This window comes from Streptomyces hawaiiensis (assembly GCF_004803895.1).
Classification (GTDB): Bacteria; Actinomycetota; Actinomycetes; order Streptomycetales; family Streptomycetaceae; genus Streptomyces; species Streptomyces hawaiiensis.
Genome location: NZ_CP021978.1, coordinates 6,826,211 through 6,843,530 on the forward strand (window position 1 = coordinate 6,826,211; position 17,320 = coordinate 6,843,530).

General features: G+C 72.3%; 15 protein-coding genes and 1 pseudogene. 10 read left to right on the forward strand and 6 right to left on the reverse strand.

Annotated elements, in window-relative coordinates; translation table 11 throughout:
• Positions 1-6 precede the first annotated feature (6 nt).
• Positions 7-621, reverse strand: a pseudogene (locus CEB94_RS42295) (LCP family protein); the annotation flags it as partial.
• On the opposite strand from CEB94_RS42295, the gene tatA reads away from it, so the two are divergent.
• Positions 592-816 (forward strand): Sec-independent protein translocase subunit TatA, encoded by a 225-nt coding sequence (tatA, locus tag CEB94_RS31415; RefSeq protein WP_175435384.1) that lies wholly within the window; start codon positions 592-594, stop codon positions 814-816. The pseudogene CEB94_RS42295 and the gene tatA overlap by 30 nt on opposite strands.
• Here tatA and CEB94_RS31420 read toward each other — a convergent pair.
• A complete protein-coding gene (locus CEB94_RS31420; RefSeq protein ID WP_175435385.1) occupies positions 813-1,259 on the reverse strand; it encodes a DUF6114 domain-containing protein in 447 nt (148 codons plus the stop codon). The two genes, tatA and CEB94_RS31420, sit on opposite strands and share 4 nt — an antisense overlap.
• Positions 1,259-1,930 carry a DUF6230 family protein gene (locus CEB94_RS31425; protein ID WP_175435386.1) on the reverse strand — a complete coding sequence of 224 codons (672 nt, stop codon included), beginning with the start codon at positions 1,928-1,930 and terminating at the stop codon, positions 1,259-1,261. The genes CEB94_RS31420 and CEB94_RS31425 overlap by 1 nt, the downstream gene beginning before the upstream one ends.
• Positions 1,931-2,560: 630 nt before the next feature.
• On the opposite strand from CEB94_RS31425, the gene CEB94_RS31430 reads away from it, so the two are divergent.
• A complete protein-coding gene (locus tag CEB94_RS31430) occupies positions 2,561-3,202 on the forward strand; it encodes a Tat pathway signal sequence domain protein (protein WP_175435387.1) in 642 nt (213 codons plus the stop codon).
• An 18-nt stretch (positions 3,203-3,220) separates the two neighbouring features.
• Here the strand turns inward: CEB94_RS31430 and CEB94_RS31435 are convergent, their stop codons facing one another.
• Positions 3,221-4,156: a lytic polysaccharide monooxygenase gene (locus tag CEB94_RS31435; RefSeq protein WP_175435388.1), complete on the reverse strand. Its 936-nt coding sequence runs from the start codon at positions 4,154-4,156 to the stop codon at positions 3,221-3,223.
• 374 nt (positions 4,157-4,530) lie between these two features.
• On the opposite strand from CEB94_RS31435, the gene CEB94_RS31440 reads away from it, so the two are divergent.
• From CEB94_RS31440 to CEB94_RS31460, 5 genes are all read left to right on the forward strand, one after another.
• Positions 4,531-6,327: a S8 family peptidase gene (locus CEB94_RS31440; protein ID WP_175435389.1), complete on the forward strand. Its 1,797-nt coding sequence runs from the start codon at positions 4,531-4,533 to the stop codon at positions 6,325-6,327.
• A 281-nt stretch (positions 6,328-6,608) separates the two neighbouring features.
• Positions 6,609-7,256 carry a ScbR family autoregulator-binding transcription factor gene (locus CEB94_RS31445; protein WP_175435390.1) on the forward strand — a complete coding sequence of 216 codons (648 nt, stop codon included), beginning with the start codon at positions 6,609-6,611 and terminating at the stop codon, positions 7,254-7,256.
• A gap of 55 nt (positions 7,257-7,311) precedes the next feature.
• On the forward strand, positions 7,312-8,502 hold the full coding sequence (locus tag CEB94_RS31450) for a damage-control phosphatase ARMT1 family protein (RefSeq protein ID WP_175435391.1): 1,191 nt from the start codon (positions 7,312-7,314) through the stop codon (positions 8,500-8,502).
• A 140-nt stretch (positions 8,503-8,642) separates the two neighbouring features.
• The gene (gene cyc2 / locus CEB94_RS31455) at positions 8,643-10,808 is read left to right on the forward strand and encodes a germacradienol/geosmin synthase Cyc2 (RefSeq protein WP_175435392.1); all 2,166 of its coding nucleotides are present in this window, start codon (positions 8,643-8,645) and stop codon (positions 10,806-10,808) included.
• Between the two features lie 367 nt (positions 10,809-11,175).
• Positions 11,176-11,604 (forward strand): PDZ domain-containing protein, encoded by a 429-nt coding sequence (locus CEB94_RS31460; RefSeq protein WP_342790149.1) that lies wholly within the window; start codon positions 11,176-11,178, stop codon positions 11,602-11,604.
• Between the two features lie 9 nt (positions 11,605-11,613).
• Here the strand turns inward: CEB94_RS31460 and CEB94_RS31465 are convergent, their stop codons facing one another.
• Positions 11,614-12,369, reverse strand: coding sequence for a phosphodiesterase (locus tag CEB94_RS31465; protein ID WP_175435394.1), 756 nt, complete (start codon positions 12,367-12,369; stop codon positions 11,614-11,616).
• Positions 12,370-12,554: 185 nt separating this feature from the next.
• Between CEB94_RS31465 and CEB94_RS31470 the strand changes: the two genes are divergently transcribed.
• From CEB94_RS31470 to CEB94_RS31480, 3 genes are read left to right on the forward strand one after another with little or no spacing between them, the layout of a single operon-like run.
• A complete protein-coding gene (locus CEB94_RS31470; RefSeq protein ID WP_175435395.1) occupies positions 12,555-13,682 on the forward strand; it encodes an aminopeptidase P family protein in 1,128 nt (375 codons plus the stop codon).
• Between the two features lie 7 nt (positions 13,683-13,689).
• Positions 13,690-14,718, forward strand: a complete 1,029-nt coding sequence (locus CEB94_RS31475; protein WP_425472505.1) for an aminoglycoside phosphotransferase family protein — start codon at positions 13,690-13,692, stop codon at positions 14,716-14,718.
• Between the two features lie 40 nt (positions 14,719-14,758).
• Complete coding sequence (locus CEB94_RS31480; protein ID WP_175435396.1) at positions 14,759-15,469, forward strand: hypothetical protein; 711 nt, start codon at positions 14,759-14,761, stop codon at positions 15,467-15,469.
• Positions 15,470-15,481: 12 nt separating this feature from the next.
• Here the strand turns inward: CEB94_RS31480 and treZ are convergent, their stop codons facing one another.
• On the reverse strand, positions 15,482-17,227 hold the full coding sequence (gene treZ / locus CEB94_RS31485; protein ID WP_175435397.1) for a malto-oligosyltrehalose trehalohydrolase: 1,746 nt from the start codon (positions 17,225-17,227) through the stop codon (positions 15,482-15,484).
• Between the last annotated feature and the right edge of the window lie 93 nt (positions 17,228-17,320).

The window sequence follows — 17,320 nt, forward strand, 5'->3', positions numbered from 1 at the left end:
GATGTCGGAGCCGTCGCCGATGCCGTGCCGGATCCGGACGTAGTCCAGTGCCTTCTGCCCCGACACGGTCTGCTCGCCCTGGGGGAAGAGCAGCTTGCCCGGGGCGGCGAGATGCGGGTCGAGGTCGTTCTCGTAGACGTTCCGCGGCAGGCGCACCCGCACCCCGCCCACCACGTCCGTCAGCTCCGCGAAGCCCTTGAAGTCGACGACGACGGTGTGGTCGACGCGCACCCCGGTGAGCTGCTCGACCGTGTTCTGGGTGCAGGCCGGGTTGCCCTCGGTGGTCTGGCCGACCGAGTACGCCGCGTTGAACATGGTGTTCGGCCGGGCTTGGTCCACGTGCCGTCGGGCAGCTTGCAGGGCGGGATGATGACCAGCGTGTCGCGGGGGACGGACACGGCGATCGCGTGCCGGTGGTCGGCGTAGACGTGCAGCAGGAAGGCGGTGACGGAGCGGCCCACGTCGTCCTTCTCGCCGCCGCCCAGCGCGTTGTTGCCGCCGGTGCGGCTGCCGGAGCCGATGACCAGGACGTTCTCGCCCTTCGACGAGCCGGCGTCGGGGCGGTTGTCGGAGAGGCCGCCGGAGTCGAACGTGCTGCGCAACGGACTGGAGCCCTGGCATCTGCTGATCGTGGCGATCGTCGTGATCGTCGTGATCGTCCTGTTCGGCTCGAAGAGGCTGCCGGACACGGCGCGATCGCTGGGCCGCTCGATGCGGATCCTCAGGAGCGAGGCCAAGGCCCTGAAGGAGGAGGGCTCTGCGGACGCGGCGCCCGGAGAACAGCCCCGGCCCGCCACGCCCGTGGACCCGCTCTAGGGCTGCCCCACCGGCGTCGGCGGCGCGGCCTTCGCCGCCCGGGCCTCCTTGCGGCGCTGCCTGCGGCTGACGCGGGGTTCCTGGTCCGGCAGCCAGCCGAAGGCGAGGCAGCTGCCGGTCACGCCCAGGAGCATGCCGACGAAGAACCCGCCCAGGTTGGAGGTCAGCCAGGTACCCAGGGAGACCAGTACCCCGATGACCGAGTAGAACAGGCGCTGGGCGGGGTTGAAGAGGATCAGCACGCCGCACAGCAGCATCACGGCCGGGAGGAGATAGCCGGCCAGGCCCTGCATGCCGACGTGCAGGATGACGTCCAGCGACGCCTTCAGGGTGAGCAGGACCTCCGCCCCGCCCAGGGCGAGCAGCAGCCCGCCCCAGAACGGACGGCCGGCCCGCCACTGCCTGAAGGCGGGCCGGACTCCCTCGCGCGGACCGCGCGGCATCAGCAACCCGATCCGCTGAAGCCCAGCTTCAGACCCGGCAGCTTGAACACACCGGCTGTCGTGGCGTAGTTGGTCTGCCGCAGGTTGGCGATGTGCACCGTGTCGGACTGCTGGCTGAACACGCCCTTCGGTCCGCGGCCCTTGGGCCCGGCCTTGTTGAGCGTGCTGGCGTCGTTGCCGATCTCGATGTTGTTGAACGCGGCGTCGCCGGTCAGCTCGGTCGAGTCGGTCGTCAGATCGCTGGCGGTGACCTTCTGCGCGCCCTCGCCCGCCCTGATGACCAGGTTCGTGCCGCCCAGGTCCACGCTCTGGCACAGCTTGGTGAGGGTCGCGTTCTTGATCACGGACGTGACGACCAGCACCTGACCGCCGGTGTCACCCGCGTTGGGGCTGCCCTCGGCCATCTCGTCCAGGCCCCCGAACTGTGCGAAGCCGGTGCCGTTCAGCTCGGTCGCGGTGACCGTGAAGGGCATGCCGGAGATGGCGAACTGCACGCCCAGCGCCCCTTCCGCGGTGAGGACCGCGAGTCCTGCGGCGGCCAGGGTGGCCGGCACCGCCATCACGGCGGCCCGGCGTGCCCGGACCCGCCCGCGTCGCGCGGGGGCGTCACTGACGTCCGGTGCGGCGGCGCCGTCCGGTCTTTCGGGGGTGTGCTCGGCGGAGGAGGTCATGTCTGCTCCAGGTGCATGTCGGTGCGGATCGGACTTCGGTGGCACGTTGCCCTGGCGCGGACACCGACCGCGTACGCATGTCTCCCGCAACTCCCGGCGGTTGCAAGGACTTTCTCGTTACGCCGCAGTAGCCGTCGAGGAAGTTACCGGGGGTTACATGAAGGGTCAAGGGAAGTGTGAACAAAGAGTGGCGATTGTGCGCCGCAGGTGAGTCGCCGGTCTCCCGAAAGGCTCAGATCACGCACAACTCCCTTGCGAAGCCTTGACGTTGGCGGACGCACGGGTCTACAACTCTCCTCGTCCCACCGGATCCGTGGCGCCGGATCCGCCACGCGGCCCGTCCGCGTGTCCCGGACCCGCTCGTCCACGTCAGGGCATCTCGTCGCCCGGTGCGTCCGCACGGGCTTTCCCTCGCCCGAGCTCCCCCGCCACGGCGCGGCCGCTCTTCCTGGAACCGCGCCACCAGCCACCCCCCGCCCGGCCCGGCCGTAGGCCCCTTCCCGTGTGAACCTCCGGCCGGTGACCGGCCTGCCGTTGCCGGCCCGTCACGTACGGAGAAGGCGTGACGGGCCCGCAACGGCGGACGCCCGGCGCACCCCCACCCCCCGCTATGGAAAGAGGTACACCCCCATGCGTACGCGCACCCTCCTCGCCCTCACCGCCGCCGTCGCCGCCCTGGGCCTCGCCGCCCCCGCCTCCGCGGCCGACACCCCCGTCCTGACCACCGCCGACGGCGCGGCCGTCGCGGTCGGCGACGTCCTCGACGCGTCCCTGGCAAGCGGCACCGCCGCCACCTTCTACTCCAGCGCGACCGGCACCAGCGGCATCTCCTGCACCAAGTCGGCGTTCTCCGCCGCCGTCACCGACAACCCGGCCGCCCCCGGCACCGCCACCGAGTCCCTGACCTCGCACAGCTTCGACACCAGCGGCTGCACCGCCAATGTCGTCGGGGTGCTCGGCGTCAGCGGCATCACCGTCGACAACCTGCCCTACACCACCAGCGTCTCCTCCGACGGCACCGTCTCCGTGACTCCGGCCGCGGGCTCCGCCGTGCAGTCCACGGTCAAGCTGCGCACTCTGCTCGGCACCATCACCTGCGTCTACCAGGCTCCCGGCCTGACCGGCACGGCGAGCAACGCCGACAACAGCATCTCCTTCGCCAACCAGCAGTTCACCAAGGTGTCCGGCTCGTCGCTGTGCTTCAGCAACGCCTTCTTCACCGCCAAGTACGCCCCGGTGACCAAGGGCGGCGTCGCCGTCGTCGTCAACTAGGCGCGCAGCAGCGGTAGTTCAGCGTCGCCGAAGCCGTACGGCCAGGGCGGCGCCGCCGGTGAGCAGCAGCACCGCCGCGGCGCCGCCCGCCAGTACGGGCGCTGACGGGCCGGAGGCCGGGCCGGAGGTGGTGGCCAGCGGTGTGTGGTCGTCCTGAGGCCGCGGGCCGGGGGAGTCCGCGGCGGTGCTCGCCGCCGGCTCCTTCTTCCCCGGCTCCTCCTTCTCCGGCTCCCTCTTCCGCTCGGGCTCCCTCTTCTCCGGTTCCGCCGTCTTCTGTTCCGTCCCCTCCCGCGTCTTCCGCGGCTCCTTCTTCGTCTCCGGGAACACCACGTCCGAGCACGAGTAATAGGTGTCCGGCGTGCTGCTGTTCTGCCAGACCGTGTACAGCACGTGCCGCCCGGTGCGGTCGGACGGCACAGTGGCCCGGATGCGGTACGCGCCGTCCGTCAGGGCCGGGTCCGTCACCTCGGCGAACGGCTTCTCGGGCAGATCGGACCAGGACAGCGGCCCGGCCGGGTCGTAGCCGGGCTTCGTCAGATACATCCGGAACGTGCCGGTGTGCGGGATCGTCGATACGTACCGCATCGTCAGCGCCGCGCCGGGCGTCATCCGGGTCGACGGCCAGTCGGCACGGGCGAGATCGAGGCCCCGGTAGGCGGGCAGGCCCCCGCTGCACAGCTTCCCGTCCGGGACGACCCGGCGGTCCCGGCCGTTCACGTCCGGCACCCGCAGGTTGTCCCACGCCGTGAAGGGCGCGCCGTTCGCGGCGACGGCCGCACGGCACGCCGCCGTGCCCGCGCGGTCACCGCCCTCCGGGGAACAGGCCACCACCCGGCTCACCGGGTCCGTCGGCGCCCCGTGTGCCCGGGCGGGCCCCGCCGTCCCCAGCGGCAGCAGCAGCGAGGTCAGGAGGGCGGCCGCGAGTGCGGTGCGGTGTGCGGTCGTGCGAGACATCCGTCTGCTTCTCCTCGGCCCGGGCGGCGACGTTCGGTCATGCAGTACGGGAAATCGGCCCGACGCGTTCATCGCGCCACGACCTGCGCCAAAAGGGACCATTGGGCGCCCAACTGCCCGCCAGTGAACCGCCATAGAGGGTGGGACGGCAGTTGGATCGAGGGTTTCCCCCGTATCCCGGTGACCTCCCCTTTGCCTATCGTTCGACCACAGCTGACCCGCAGGTAACCCCGAACGGTCCGCTTCCGCCTCACGCCTGGCCGGCCATCGCGTCGCTCTTCGCTTTTCGAACCACCCCCCTCCGCTTCGAGGACGAAGCGACTCCACCGCCTTGCTCCGCCCAGCCCGGAGTCCGGCCACGAAAGGCAACGACCGTGCGTATCTCCCCAGAGCTCAGACGGAAGCTGATATCCGTCGCCGTCGTCTCCACCGCCCTGCTGACCGCAGCCCCCGCCTCGGTCGCCGTCGCCCAGGAGCCGGCCCCCCGCCCGGCCGCCGTCCCCGCCGCGCAGACCGAGGCCGCTCCCGGTGTCCGGGCCGAGCGCCTCATCGTCGGCTACAAGTCCGGCGCCACCGAGGCCGAGTCCAACAAGGCGGCGGCCGCCGACGCCGCGTCCAAGGCCGAGAAGACCGGCGAGGAGATCGACTTCCAGCGCCGCCTCGGCACCGGCGCCGCCCTCGTCGAGCTGGGCACCAACCCCACCCGTGCCTCCGTCGCCGACGTCGTCGCCCAGTACCAGGCCGACCCGCAGGTCGCCTATGTCGTCCCGGACCGTCTGAACAAGCCGACGGCCGTCACCCCGAACGACACCGAGTACGGCAAGCAGTGGGACCTGTTCGAGTCCACCGCGGGCATGAACGTCCCGGGCGCCTGGGACACCACCACCGGTACCGGCGTCACCGTCGCCGTCATCGACACCGGCTACGTCACCCACTCCGACCTGGCCGCGAACATCGTCGGCGGGTACGACTTCATCTCCGACACGGCCGTCTCGGTCGACGGCAACGGCCGCGACAGCAACCCGGCCGACCCGGGCGACTGGTACAACGCCAACGAGTGCGGCGCGGGCATCCCGGCCTCCACCTCCTCCTGGCACGGCACCCACGTGGCCGGCACCATCGCCGCCGCCACCAACAACGGCAAGGGCATCGCCGGTATCGCCCACGGCGCGAAGATCTCCCCGGTCCGCGTCCTCGGCAAGTGCGGCGGCTACGACTCCGACATCATCGACGCCATCACCTGGGCGTCCGGCGGTTCGGTCTCCGGCGTGCCCGCCAACACCAACGTCGCCAAGGTCATCAACATGAGCCTCGGCGGGGGCGGCGCCTGCTCCAGCGCGACCCAGAGCGCCATCAACGGCGCCGTGAGCCGCGGCACCTCGGTCGTCGTCGCGGCGGGCAACGAGAACACCAACGCCTCCAGCTCGTCCCCGGCGAACTGCGGCAACGTCATCACCGTCGCCGCGACCAACCGCGCGGGCAGCCGCGCCTCGTACTCCAACTACGGCTCGGTCGTGGACATCTCCGCCCCCGGTGGTGAGACCCGCACCACCGCCAACGGCATCCTCTCCACGCTGAACTCCGGCTCGAAGACGCCGTCGAGCGAGAACTACACCTACTACCAGGGCACCAGCATGGCCACCCCGCACGTCGCGGGCCTCGCCGCGCTGATGAAGTCGGCCAACTCCGCCCTCACCCCCGCGCAGATCGAGTCGGCCATCAAGGCCAACGCCCGTGCCCTGCCGGGCACCTGCTCCGGCGGCTGCGGCGCGGGCCTCGCGGACGCCGCCAAGACGGTTCAGGCCGTGAAGGGCGGGTCGTCCACCGGCACGACGTTCTCCAGCACCACCGCCGTCGCCATCCCGGACAACGGCGCCGCCGTCGAGTCGCCGGTCAGCGTCACCGGCCGCAGCGGCAACGCCCCCTCGGCCCTCCAGGTCGGCGTCGACATCACCCACACCTACCGCGGCGACCTCGTCATCGACCTGGTCGCGCCGGACGGGTCGGCGTACCGCCTGAAGTCCGCGGCGTCGGACTCCGCCGACAACGTGAACACCACCTACACGGTGAACGCCTCCAGCGAGGTGGCCAACGGCACCTGGAAGCTGCGCGTCCAGGACACCGCGGCGCAGGACACGGGCACCCTCAACGGCTGGAAGCTGACCTTCTGATCCTTCTTCGGGAACTCTGAACGAGGCAGGCCGCGAAGCGGGCGGGCCGGCCGGTGCGGATGGGGCACCGGCCGGCCCGCCTTTACGTCTGGCCCCACAGCCCCCACAATTAGATACCGAACGCGCTGTTTTCTTTCACCAGTTGCGCTTGTTTTGCCGGATGTGTACCCGTACTCCGGCACACCGGTGTGATGAGCGCCGTCTCAGGGTGAGTTATCGTGTACGCGGGGTAAAAACAAACGGCATGACCCGTTCATTTCCGTCCCGGGAGAGTTCAGCCGATGGCGAGGCAGTTGCGAGCCGAGCAGACCCGCTCGACGATCATCACGGCCGCCGCTGACCTGTTCGACCGTCGCGGCTACGAATCGACCAGTCTCAGCGACATCGTGGAGCACGCCCACGTCACCAAGGGTGCCCTGTACTTCCACTTCGCGGCGAAGGAGGATCTCGCCCACGCGATCCTCGAACTCCAGTCGCACACCGCCCGCCGGCTGGCGACGGAGACCGACAACCGCGGCCACACCTCACTCGAGGCGCTGATGCGCCTCACGTTCGGCATCACCCGCATGTCCGTGGAGGACCCGGTACTGCGGGCCGGGCTGCGGCTCGCGACGGGCGGGATCCGGCCCCGGCCGCCCCTGAGCCACCCCTTCACCGAGTGGCTGGACATCGTCACGGCCCGGCTGGTCGGCGCGGTCAAGGAGTCCGACGTCCATCCGGAGATCGATATCGACGTCGTGGCCCACTCGCTGGTCTGCTTCTTCGTCGGCACCCGCGTCGTGGGCCGCTCCCGCGAGCCGGTCGCGCGCCAGCCCCGCCGGACGGCCGAGATGTGGAACATACTCATCCGCGGCCTGGTCCCGGTGACCCGCAGGGCCCGCTATCTGAGCCTGGCGGCGCGTCTGGAGCGGGAGATCGCACCGGTGTGACCGGGCGCGGGGCGGGTCGACCCGTGCGAAGGGCACGCGCGTTACGGTGAGGCCCATGCCCGACACCCCCTCCGCACCCCTGCTCCTCGGCAACCAGCCGGGCTCCTTCCCCCACAGTGTGCTGGCCGAGCGGCACCCCGCGATCATCAAGCAGGTCCGCGAGGCCTTCCCGTACGAACCAGGGCAGCACCGCGCCCTCGACGAACTGCTCGCCAACTGCACCAAGGGCGAGATCGAACCCCTCCCGGCCGACGCGCACGACCGGGACCACTGGGAGATCTGGGGGCTGCGCGAGTACACCGGCCGCTCATGGTTCGACGTGCCGTGGCTCTGGTCCGAGAGCTGGTTCTACCGCATCCTGCTCCAGGCCGTCGGCTACTTCGGCACCGGACCGTGGCAGGGCATCGACCCCTTCCGCCCCTTCAAACTCGCCGAACTCGACTCCGCCGAGACCGACGAGGAACTAGCCGCGCTCGACGACCTCACCGGCCGGCCCGCCGCCGAGCAGGCGCAGGCGCTGCTGCACGGCTCCCTGTGGGGCAACCGCGCCGACCTCGGCTTCCGCCTCTCCGCCGAAGGCGCGCGGGACGCGGACGCCGCGCCCGGCCTGGTGGCCGACGACAGCGACCGGCTCTGGTCGCTGCTCGACACCACGGCCCCGGGGGACGGCACGCTGTGCCTGGTCGCCGACAACGCGGGCCGCGAACTCGTCCCCGATCTCCTCCTCATCGCCCACCTCCTGGAGAGCGGCCGCATCGGACGGGCGGTCCTGCACGTCAAGCCCTACCCCTACTACGTCTCCGACGCCACCACCGCCGACGTCGTCGACGCCCTGCGCCGGCTGACCGGCGCAGGGGGAGCGGCCGCCACGTACGGGCGGCAGCTGTGGTCCGCCCTGGCCGACGGCCGTCTCACCCTGCGCGCCCATCCCTTCTCCAGTGCCCCGCTGCCGTACGAGAAGATGCCCGGCGACCTGCGCGCGGAGTTCGCGTCGGCCACGCTCACGATCGTCAAGGGCGACCTCAACTACCGCCGCCTGGTGGGCGACCGGCTCTGGGAACCGACCACCTCCTTCGCGGACGTCACCGCCTACTTCCCCGGTCCGGTCGCCGCCCTGCGCACCCTGAAGTCGGACGTGATCACCGGCCTCGACGCGCGCACCGAGGCCGCCCTGGTCGCGGCGGAGGAGCAGCGCTGGCGCACCAGCGGCACGCATGCGCTGATTCAGGTACGGAACAACCGGTAACGGGCGCGAGGAGACATCCGGTCGAGGAAGAACGCCACAAGGGCCGGGCAGAACTCCCGCATTCGCCTCTGATTCACGCGATGGTGTGATCATGTCCCGCCCGGCGGATGCCGCCGCGGGGCGCCGGGTAGGGCCCGGCCATGACGCAGCCGTTCGAACTCCCGCACTTCTACATGCCGCACCCCGCGCGGCTGAACCCCCATCTCGACGAGGCCCGCGCCCACTCGACCGGGTGGGCGCGGGAGATGGGCATGCTGGAGGGATCCGGCGTCTGGGAGCAGGCCGACCTCGACGCGCACGACTACGGCCTGCTCTGCGCCTACACCCACCCCGACTGCGACGGCCCCGCCCTCTCCCTGATCACCGACTGGTACGTGTGGGTCTTCTTCTTCGACGACCACTTCCTGGAGATGTACAAGCGCAGCCAGGACCGCGCCGCCGGCAAGGCCCACCTGGACCGGCTGCCCCTCTTCATGCCGCTGGACCTCTCGACTCCCGTGCCCGAGCCGGAGAACCCGGTCGAGGCGGGCCTGGCCGACCTGTGGACGCGCACGGTGCCGAAGATGTCCGACGACTGGCGCCGCCGCTTCGCCGTGGCCACCGAGCACCTCCTCAACGAGTCGATGTGGGAGCTGTCCAACATCAACGAGGGGCGGATCGCCAACCCCGTCGAGTACATCGAGATGCGCCGCAAGGTCGGCGGCGCCCCCTGGTCGGCGGGGCTCGTGGAGTACGCGACCGCCGAAGTGCCCGCCTCCGTCGCCGAGACCAGGCCGCTGAGGGTGCTGATGGAGACGTTCTCCGACGCCGTGCACCTGCGCAACGACCTGTTCTCCTACCAGCGCGAGGTCGAGGACGAGGGCGAGAACAGCAACGGCGTGCTCGTCCTGGAGACCTTCTTCGGCTGCACCACCCAGGAGGCCGCCGACACCGTCAACGACGTCCTCACCTCCCGCCTCCACCAGTTCGAGCACACGGCGTTCACCGAAGTGCCCGCGGTGGCCCTGGAGAAGGGGATCGGGCCGGACGAGGTGGCGGCCGTGGCGGCGTACACGAAGGGGCTGCAGGACTGGCAGTCCGGCGGCCACGAATGGCATCTGCGCTCCAGCCGCTACATGAACGAGAACGCCGCGCGCGGCAGCGGCCCATGGCCGGGATGCTCCGGCATCGGCACCTCCGCCGCCGACGTCCGCGCCCTGCTCGCGACGGCCGGGGCGGAGCGGCTGCGTTCCTACACGCACGTGCCGTACCAGAAGGTCGGGCCGTCGCGGATCCCCGACATCCGCATGCCGTTCCCGCTGGAGCTCAGTCCGCACCTGGACCACGCCCGCCGGAGCCTGCGCGACTGGGTGGAGCGGATGGGCATCCTCACCGAGGGCGTCTGGGACGAGGACAAGCTCCGCGCCTACGACCTCCCGCTCTGCTCGGCCGGCCTCGACCCGGACGCCACGCCCGAGGCCCTCGACCTCAGCGCGCAGTGGCTCGCCTGGGGCACCTACGGCGACGACTACTACCCGCTGGTCTACGGCCACCGCCGCGACCTCGCCGCCGCCCGGCTGACCACGGCCCGCCTGTCCGACTGCATGCCGACCGCCGGAGAGGAGCCGCTGCTCCCGGTCAACGCCATGGAGCGCGGCCTGGTAGACCTGTGGGTGCGCACCACCGCGGGGATGACACCCGAGGCGCGGCGCACGCTCAAGGACGCCATCAACGTCATGACCGAGAGCTGGGTGTGGGAGCTGTTCAACCAGCTCCAGAACCGCGTCCCCGACCCGGTCGACTACCTGGAGATGCGCCGGGCGACCTTCGGCTCCGACCTCACCCTGAGCCTGTGCCGGATGGGACACGGCCCCGCCGTCCCGCCCGAGGTCTACCACAGCGGCCCGGTCCGCTCCCTGGAGAACGCCGCGATGGACTTCGCGTGCCTCCTCAACGACGTCTTCTCGTACCAGAAGGAGATCGAGTTCGAGGGCGAGATCCACAACGCGATCCTCGTCGTGCAAACCTTCTTCGGCTGCGACTATCCGACCGGGCTCGGCATCGTGCACGACCTGATGAGCCAGCGCATGCGCCAGTTCGAGCACGTCGTCGAACACGAACTGCCCATCTTGTACGACGACTTCCAGCTCAATGAGGAGGCGCGCGCGGCGATGGGGACATACGTGGCGGACCTGCGGAACTGGCTGTCCGGCATCCTCAACTGGCATCGCGAGGTGGACCGCTACAAGGGCGAGTGGCTGTCCCGCCGCGCCCACGGCTTCCTCCCGGACCGGCCACCGGCCATGCCCGTGCCCGCTCTTCGCTGAGGCGGCGATCCGGCCGGACCGACTCGCGACGGGACCTGTTCCCGTGGCCCGTACCGCACCCGACGACCGGGTGCGGTACGGGCCGTGCCCGCGTTCGGGCCACCCCTCCGACCGCCTCGGTCCCGGTCAGTCTCACTCGTTCGTGGCTCGTCGGCCGCCGATGTACCGGGTAGAGCACCTGCCGTGATCGTTCCGGGATCCGCCGGAGACGATCGGCACCATCCGGAGGCGAGCCATGGAACACACCGCGCTGCGACCCAAGCCGATGCCGGGTCAGGAGCCCGACGGGGCCGCGCCGGCGACAGGGCCCGGCCCGTCACGGCCCCGCCCGCATGCCACCCGGCGACGGGGGCGGCGGCTCCTCAACGTGGCTCTCGCAGGGTTCGCCGGCGCGGTCCTGGTGCTGTCCGGGATCGGACTCGGGGCGATGGGCACCACGATGCTCGGCAAGGGCGGGCGCCTCGACCCGCGTGGATGGCACACGCCGTCGCTCCCCGGTCCCTCGCCCGCCGCCGCTCCCTCCGTGCCCGTCGTCGCGACGCTCGGCGTACAGGTCATGGACGCCCGCAAGCCGGGGGCCGTGGTCGTGGGGCTGCACGTGCCCGGGCCGGCCCAGGCCGCCGGGCTGGTGCGCGGCGACGTCCTCCTCGCCTTCGGCACGACCCGGATCGACACGGCCGCCGATCTGGTCCGGGCCGTGGCCCGCGCCCGGCCGGGCTCCGAGGTCAGGCTGACGGTCCGCCACCGCGGCGGCGGATACGAGCAGCTGACTCTCGTACCGGCTGTCGCCGCCTGAAGCACGCCCTCACGGCACGACCCGGAAGTGGCTGGTGAGCCGCCCCGAGTCGTCCAGGACATGGAACGCGAGCCCGGGCGGCGCCTCCCGGTCCGCGATCTGCTCGCCCTCCCAGGGCAGCCGCAGCGTCCACGTCACGCCGGGCCCGACGACCAGCGGCCGCCCCACGAACGAGGTGGCGGCGGGGGTGTGGGCGTGGCCGGTGATCAGCCCGGCGATCTCGGGCCGGCGGGCCAGCAGGCCGGCCAGCCGGCCGGGGTGCCGCAGCGGGCAGGAGTCGGGCAGGGGGTGATGCAGTGCCACCGGCGGGTGGTGGAAGGCGAGCAGGGCCGGAAGGCCGCCGTCGAGTTCGTCGAGCGTCGTCTCGATCCAGTCGTACGTCTCCTCGTCCAGCTCCCCGTCGTCGCTGCCCGGAACGCTGGAGTCGCACATCAGCACCGCGCCGTCGTCGAAGACCCGCACGCTGTTGATGGGCCCCTCGCCCCCGGGCCGGTCCAGCAGCGCCTTGCGGTAGGGCGTACGGCTGTCGTGGTTGCCCGGGCAGGTCAGCACCGGGAAGGGGGCGTCAGCGGCGCGCAGCCCCAGGATGCGGGCGGCCTCCTCGTACTCCGGCTCCGTGCCGTGGTCCGCGATGTCCCCCGTCACCAGCAGCGCGTCCACGTGGCCCGACAGCTCCCACAACCGCTCGCGCACCCGCTCGGCGCGCTCCGTCGCCCGCGCGCTCCCGTCCAGATGCAGATCGCTGATGTGCGCGAGTACCAGCACCGTCGTACGCCCCCTCGGCCGAACATTTAATGGAAGGGTTGAATCTAAGCATTAGAACTAACGCCTGAGCAATCCTCTGCCGTTAGGCAGGTTGCCGGGGTGAATGCCCGCAGACGGCTCGCGCCGCCCCCTCCGGCCGGGCAGGATGCTGCCCGTAGCCCCTTCGTCCGCCCTGGGAGGCCCGGATGACCGGAAGCACGGCCGTGTCGTTCACCGCCGACGACTACCGGGCCCGCATGGAGCGCGCCGCGCGGACGGCCGCCGAGGCCTCTCTCGCGGGCCTGCTGGTGGCCCCGGGACCGGACCTGGTGTGGCTCACCGGCTACACACCCCCGGCGGTCACCGAGCGGCTCACCCTGCTGGTCCTCGCCGCCGGGCAGGACCCCGTCCTCGTCGTGCCCGCCCTGGAGGCCCCGGACGCGCGCCGGGCGGCCGGCGCGCCCGCCCTGACCCTGCGCGACTGGACCGACGGCAAGGACCCCTACGCCGCCACCGCCGCCCTCCTCGACGCCTCCGGCCGGTTCGGCATCAGCGACAACGCCTGGGCCCTGCACCTGCTGGCCCTCCAGCAGGCCCTGCCCGGCAGCTCCTACGCCTCGCTCACCGAGGCCCTGCCCATGCTGCGTGCCGTCAAGGACGCGGCCGAGCTGGACCTCATGGCGGCCGCCGGTGCCGCCGCCGACGCGACGTTCGAGCAGATCCGCAACGTCCCCTTCGCGGGCCGCCGGGAGTGCGAGGTGGCCGCGGACCTCGACCGGCTGCTGCGCGGGCACGGACACGAGCAGGTCGACTTCACCATCGTCGCCTCGGGCCCGAACGGAGCCAACCCGCACCACGAGGCGGGCGACCGCGTCATCGCCCGGGGCGACATGGTCGTCCTCGACTTCGGCGGCCTGCGGGACGGCTACGGCTCCGACACCTCCCGCACGGTCCACGTCGGCGAACCCACCGACGAGGAGCGCCGCGTGCACGCGATCGTGCGCGAGGCCCAGGAGGCCGGCTTCCGCGCGGTGCGGCCCGGGGCCGCCTGCCAGGACGTGGACCGGGCCGCCCGCCAGGTCATCGCCGACGCCGGCTACGGCGAGTACTTCATCCACCGCACCGGACACGGCATCGGCGTCACCACCCACGAGCCGCCCTACATGATCGAGGGCGAGGAACGGCCCCTCGTGCCCGGCATGTGCTTCTCCGTGGAACCGGGCATCTACCTGCCCGGCCGGTTCGGGGTCCGCATCGAGGACATCGTGACCGTCACCGAGGACGGCGGGCGGCGCCTGAACACCACCACGCGCGAGCTGGTCATAGTGGAGTGAGGCCCCGATGTCCCCAGCTCGCCTCCCGAACGGCAACGGCGCGACCATGACCCAGGCACCCACACCCACCGCGGACACCGTCCGCCGACTGGTCCTGTCCCTCCTCGAGGACGCCAAGGACGCCAAGGACGCCAGGGACGTCAGGGGCAGCCGGGGCGGCAAGGAGACCCGGCAGGGCGGGAGCGGTTCCGGCCCCGACGTCCGGCCCGCCACCCAGGGCGCCGAACCCGTCACCTGGTGGGTCGGCACCCGCCACGTGCTGCGCCTCGCCCCCGACCGCGAGGCCACCCTGCGCCAGCGCCGCGAACTGCGCCTGCGCGACCTCGTCCGCCCGCACGTCCCGGTGGCGGTGCCCGCCAGCGTCGCGCACGGCGAATGGGCACCCGGACTGAGCTACACACTGGACACCAAGGTGCCCGGCGGCTCGGGGGAGGAGCATGACGTGTCCGCCGTCGGCGAGGCGGACCTCGCCGGGCTCCTCACGGGCCTGCGCGAGGTGCCGGTCCGGCAGGCCGAGACGCTCGGCGTGCCGCGCGCCGCGCCGCGCTCCCTGGAGGCGCTGCGCCGGACCGCCGTACGCGCCGCCGAACGCCTCGCCGCGGCCGACGAGTTCGACGCCGCCCGCCTGAACCAGCTCACCCCGCCCGCCGCGTCCCAGCTCGCCGCCCAGCCCGGCTCGGCGGTCCTCACCCACCACACCCTCACGGGCGGCCATCTCGTGGTCAGTGCCGACGGCCGGGTGCGCGGCGTGCTCGGCTGGGCCGGCGCGGTCGTCGGCGACCCGGCCGAGGACATCGCGGGCCTCGCGCTCGCCGTCGGCTCACCCGCCGCCGTACGCGCCGCCACCCTCGCCGGCTACGGCGCCCGCCCCTGCCTGCGCGGCCTGTGGCTCGCCCGCTGCGACACCGTCGTCCACCTCGCCGAGGCCCTCACCGGCAAGAACGCCACCCTGCCGCGGACCCGGCTGCGCCGCGCCTGGGAACCGATCCTGCTGGAACGGGTCACGGACCTGGGGGACGCGGACGACGCCCTGTAGCGGGCCGGGCGGCGCCGTCGCGCGGGGCTATCCTCCGCTCATGAAGCGCACCACCGCGGCGGCCGTGTCCCTGCTGACCTCCGCCGCGATCATCTCCCTGGCCGGCTGCTCCGGCACGGCCACGGCGTCCGCGCCCGGCGCCACGGCTCCCCACAAGCGGCAGCCGACCCCGGCGGAACGCGTCACCGCGCTTTTGGTCACCCCGGGCGACCTCGGAACCGGCTACTCGGTACGGGAGTTCGACCCGGCCAAGGGGAAGTCCGTCTTCGCCAGGTCCGCGCGAGAGATCACCGGCGACGGGCCCTGCATACCGCTGGCCGCCATGACGCACCAGTTGCCCCTCGGCACGCCGCAGGCCCACCTGAGCCGCGTCGTCTCGACCGATGAGGCGCCCGGCACCCGGATCTACGTCACCCTCGCCACCTACGGCCAGGGCATGGCGATGACGGCGATGGACACCCTCCTCGCCGACGCCGTGCAGGGCTGTTCCCTCGGCTTCACCGTCAAGGCGCACGGCACCAGCGAGCTGTACTACCCGTTCGAGCCCGAGGACACCCCCAACGTCGGCGACGAGGCCCTCGCCTACCGCGGCGCCGTCACGGAGGAGGGCGGCGGGACCCGGCCGATCCGCACCACCGTCGTACGCCACGGGGACACCATCACCGTCTGCACCGCGGTGGGCGGCGCCCGCATCGCGAGGCCGGGGCTCCTCGCGCCCGTCATCGAGGCGCAGGACGCGAAGCTCCCCTGACCCGCCGGGCGCTCACTCCTGCAGCAGCACCACAGCCGACTCCCCGGGCAGCCGCACCGCCCCGTCCGCCCCGGGCTTCTCCACCGGCTCCCACGCGGCCAGCACGCGCGCGTGGGGCACGCCCAGCCGCAGCACGGCCGGCTCGGAGGCCAGGTTCACCGCCACCAGGACGTCCCCGCGCCGGAAGGCGATCCAGCGCCGCTCCTCGTCGTAGGCCACCTTGGTGTCGGCGAGGTCGGGGTCGGTCAGGTCCGGCTGCCCGTGGCGCAGCGCGAGGAGCTGCCGGTACCAGGCCAGCACGCGCGCGTGGGGCTCGCGTTCCGGTTCGGACCAGTCGAGGCAGGAGCGGTCCCGGGTCGCCGGGTCCTGCGGGTCGGGCACGTCCTCCTCCTTCCAGCCGTGCGCGGCGAACTCCCGCCGCCTGCCCCGCCGTACGGCGTCCGCCAGCTCCGGGTCGGTGTGGTCGGTGAAGAACTGCCAGGGCGTGCCCGCGGCCCACTCCTCGCCCATGAAGAGCATCGGCGTGAAGGGCGCCGTCAGGATCAGCGTGGCCGCGCACGCCAGCAGCCCGGGGGAGAGCAGGGCCGAAAGCCGGTCCCCCTGGGCGCGGTTGCCGACCTGGTCGTGTGTCTGGCCGTAGCCGAGCAGCCGGTGCCCGGCCACGCGCGTACGGTCCAGGGGGCGCCCGTGGTACCGCTCCCGGAAGCTCGAGTACGAGCCGTCGTGGAAGTAGCCGCCCGTCAGCGTCTTGGCGAGCCCGCCCAGGGGAGCGCGCGCGAAGTCGGCGTAGTAGCCCTGCGACTCGCCGGTCAGCGTGGTGTGCAGGGCGTGGTGGAAGTCGTCGTTCCACTGCGCGTGCAGCCCGAGGCCGCCCGCGTCCCGGGAGGAGATGAGGCGCGGGTCGTTCAGATCCGACTCGGCGACCAGGAACAACGGCCGGTCCGTCTCGGCGGCCAGCGCGTCCACGGCCGTCGACAGCTCCTCCAGGAAGTGCAGCGCGCGGGTGTCCACCAGCGCGTGCACCGCGTCCAGGCGCAGCCCGTCGATCCGGTAGTCGCGCAGCCACGCCAGCGCGCTGCCGATCAGGAACGCGCGCACCTCGTCCGAGCCGGGCGCGTCCAGGTTGACCGCGGCGCCCCAGGGGGTGTGGTGGGTGTCGGTGAGGTACGGCCCGAAGGCGGGCAGGTAGTTGCCGGACGGGCCGAAGTGGTTGTGCACCACGTCGAGGACCACGCCCAGTCCGAGTGCGTGGGCCCGGTCGACGAAGCGTTTCAGCGCCTCGGGCCCGCCGTACGGCTCGTGCACCGCCCACAGCGACACACCCTCGTAGCCCCAGCCGTGCGTGCCCGGGAAGGGGCACAGCGGCATCAGCTGCACATGCGTGACGCCCAGTTCGGCGAGATGGCCGAGCCGCTCGGCGGCCGCGTCCAGGGTGCCTTCGCGCGTGTACGTCCCCACGTGCAGCTCGTACAGCACCGCGCCGGGCAGCGGCCGCCCCCGCCACCGCGCGCGCCACGCGTACCGCTCGTGATCGACGACCGCGCTCAGCCCGTCCGGGCCGTCCGGCTGCCGCCGGGAGCGCGGATCGGGCAGCACGGGCCCGTCGTCCAGCGCGAAGCCGTACCGGGACCCGTCGCGCGCCTCGGCCTCGCCCCGCCACCACCCCGCCCGTTCCGGATCGCGTTCCAGCGCGCGGGTGACGTCGTCGCACCGGAGCGTCACACGGCCGGCCTGTGGTGCCCACACCTCGAACTGCACGGACGGTTCCCCTTCGTCTGCTCACCGTGATGTAGCCCGTCCATGGTGCGTCAAACGAGATCAATCCGCCGGTGCATCCACCCATTTGCGGCG